Below are 3,039 nucleotides of genomic sequence, written 5' to 3'. Positions count from 1 at the left end.
TGTTGCTGATTACTAGCTCTGTCCATGCCATGCTCATAACTTCTGCCATGTACAGCTCACTTATTCTGCCGCATGATATATACTTCATGGCCGCAGCCGTAGCTGCAGCCTGATTGATAGTTACGGTAACTCTCCGGCGATGACCTCACGAATCATGTGGTCATCAATGAGTTTTTTGGCTCTCTGAGCCGCATAGATTAGTGCGTGGGTACAAAGCTTGTTGATAGCTCTGGCTGATCCAGCTGAATAACGATAGATTTCATCGACTGCCTTGTCTGTGAAGATATCTGTATTGCCCTTAGCATACTTCAGATGAGTCTGCATGTACTGGGCAGTCTGGGATCTGTCATACTGTGGGATCTCACACTTTAGGTCAATCCGTTGTCTAATAGCTGCATAATGCTGACGCTTAAGTTTATCCCAAAGCTCATTCTGACCAACAAGTATCAGCGACATTGGCTGTAAGGAGTCCATTCGAGTATTCAGTAGAAACCTGATTTCTTCCAAGGTCTCTCTTTCAAGCAAATGTGCTTCATCAACAATGGTGACCACATGCTTACCATAGACACCTCTGATTATTTCTAACTGCTGATGAAGCTGGTGTCTGGCATCACCCCTATAAAATTTTGATTCAATACCTAGTTGATCCAGTAATCCTTTGTAGAACCATCTAGGTGTCAGCTTTGAGTCTGACAGGTACAGGACTTCGTACTTATCTTCTGACAGGCTATTAGTAAATCGCCGTATGGTTGTTGACTTGCCACAACCTACATCCGCCGTAACGATGGCGAAGAGTTGTCTACTAACTGCATACTCAAGCCGTGACAGGATTTCACTTATGTCACTGGATATATATAAGTCATCCACATGGATATCATTCCTAAATGGTGTGTTACTCATTTCAAAGAAGGTCTCATACATTTTACTGACCTCCTATGGCGTTGTAACTAACAGCGCGTTGGTTCTTGGTTCTCCCTGTCGTGTTATCCTTATTCAGAGCACTAAGCAACCTAGAACTCTGTACTTCAAGGGGACCAACATCCTCTGGTAGTGACTGTCTTGTACCACAGTTACTACCGATCTTCAGAACTTTTGCCTTGAAAGGTTCGAAGTCCTTGTGATGAATCTCTACTTCATCGGTCCATGTGGGGTCGTAGTGAACCTCTACCTTCCGACCTATTAGTTTCATACCGACTTCGTACATCTTCCCGTCGAAGCTGATACAGCCAGTTTTGTCCACCTTTCTGGTTTCTGTGTGAAGAAAGGCTTCGGCAAGGTCACTGGCATCTGCAAAACGAAGAGCACGTTTGTCACTTCTAAAAGCAACCTCTGGTGTAAGCCCATCAAGACCAGAATGAGGACGCTTATGGTAGTGCTCCTTAAGCCATAGTGCAAAATAATCATTGAGGGTTTCAAGGGTTTTCGGCTTATCCAGTGCCACTTCGGCAAGAAAAGCATCCACAGTCCTGTTAAAGGCCTCGATTTTGCCTTTCCCCTCTGGCGCATAGGGTTTTGCAAACAGTAACCGAATACCAAGGCGGTCACAAGCTTTCTTAAGCCATTCACTGCGGTACTGCTTGCCGTTATCGACATAAATCTTATCCGGTTTACCATAGTGCATGATGGCAGAACGTAAGCTATCTTCTATGATTTCTACTTTTTGGTTGTCATAGAACTTGGCCGCAACCACATATCTGGTGGCATCATCGATGAAAGCCGACAGGTAAACTTGTTTAGATGCACCATCTACACCGATAGGCAGATAAGGGCCATACTTAATATCACCTTGAAAGAGCATACATCGGTTGGTCTTGGCAAAACGTCTTGAGGCAGCACCTTTCTTTGAGTAAAGCTTCACTTGTGAAGCACCAAAGCCTTTGGACTGCAGGTGTCGTTGTAAGGTGCTGCGACTCACAGTGCCTGGAACAATCAGTTCTTCCAGTTCAAGGATACGTATAATATCAGAAACACTCCTTGTGGGACATTCACGCCTAAGAATCACTGCCTGTTCAAGGATTTCAGGGAAGTTGTCCGGTAGTTTGTTGCTAGCTCTTTTGTAACCAGTCTTTGGTTTAAGACCTGCGAAACCTTCCGTCTTATAGGTATCAAGATACCGGGATACACTACGATAAGACACTTCATGGTCCTCGCTGATCTTCTTCTTGATTTCTATGACCTGACTGGCATCAAGGCCTTCATCCAAAAGGGGTGTAATCATCCTAAGCCTTGCCGCTGCTACATCATCTGGTGTTTGTATTTTGTTCATGGTAAATCTCCTTCCTCTTTAGTTGAGGACAGAGTATCATGAACCGGTCATGGACTAAAGGCAAACTGGGTGGGTTGCCACAATCCCGCATTAACAATCATTTGACTGACACCTGTCAGCCAACCACATCCTTGCCTCCGAATAGTTTTGAGTAAAGAAGAGGAGGTTAAAAATGGGTAATGCCTACTGTGTTTGTCAGACCAAAGTTTACGAAGCATTCCTTCAAGCTGTTCCTTGATCTGACAAAAGTGGACCAGCCATCTTCGGATTGTTGAATCGTCGGCAGGACAGTCATTACTGGTCTTATCCAGTCTAGCTTCGATAACTGCTACTTCGTAGTGTTTACGTGGTACCAGGAAGTCAGGCAGTTCCACATGGGTCTTCTTGCATCCTGTGCACCTAAGTCTTCGGATGCGATACTTACGTCTTGAGCCATCAGACTGTATACCGTTACGAAGCTTAGTATCATAACCAGAAAGTGGATTGCCACAGACCGGACAATTATGTTTTTCTTTACTCTCTATGAAAAATATGTGTATCTACGTTGAGTTTGATTTTATATCGTGCTACAATAACCATGTTTTTGGAGCACCACGGAGCGATTGAACTCTTGCAGGATGGACATCGTTTTGTGGTGCTTTTTCATTTCACCTCAATACCTATGAACTAAAGGTATTGTATCCGATGTCTCATGGCAATACAATAGAGCAATTATAAACTGGCAAGGTCAAGATCAGCGAGCGAGGCATGGTCAAATCTCGTGGTCAAAAACA

At 44.2% G+C, this 3,039-nt stretch carries 3 protein-coding genes; all 3 read right to left on the bottom strand.

Going from position 1 to position 3,039, the window contains the following annotated elements:
- Positions 1 to 120: 120 nt before the first annotated feature.
- Genes P0N36_RS14845 through P0N36_RS15765 form a run of 3 tightly spaced genes read right to left on the bottom strand, consistent with a single transcriptional unit; the run spans position 121 to position 2,790 of the window.
- Complete coding sequence (locus P0N36_RS14845) at positions 121 to 921, bottom strand: ExeA family protein (RefSeq protein WP_275843655.1); 801 nt, start codon at positions 919 to 921, stop codon at positions 121 to 123.
- Between the two features lies 1 nt (position 922).
- Positions 923 to 2,266 carry a DDE-type integrase/transposase/recombinase gene (locus tag P0N36_RS14840; RefSeq protein WP_275843654.1) on the bottom strand — a complete coding sequence of 448 codons (1,344 nt, stop codon included), beginning with the start codon at positions 2,264 to 2,266 and terminating at the stop codon, positions 923 to 925.
- A 47-nt stretch (positions 2,267 to 2,313) separates the two neighbouring features.
- Complete coding sequence (locus P0N36_RS15765; RefSeq protein WP_442957197.1) at positions 2,314 to 2,790, bottom strand: DUF6431 domain-containing protein; 477 nt, start codon at positions 2,788 to 2,790, stop codon at positions 2,314 to 2,316.
- Positions 2,791 to 3,039 lie beyond the last annotated feature (249 nt).

The sequence above is a fragment of the Petrocella sp. FN5 genome, assembly GCF_029210395.1.
In the GTDB taxonomy this organism is placed as follows: Bacteria; Bacillota; Clostridia; order Lachnospirales; family Vallitaleaceae; genus Petrocella.
The sequence above is the reverse complement of the archived record's forward strand: the minus strand, read 5'-3'. Positions and strand labels throughout refer to the sequence as shown.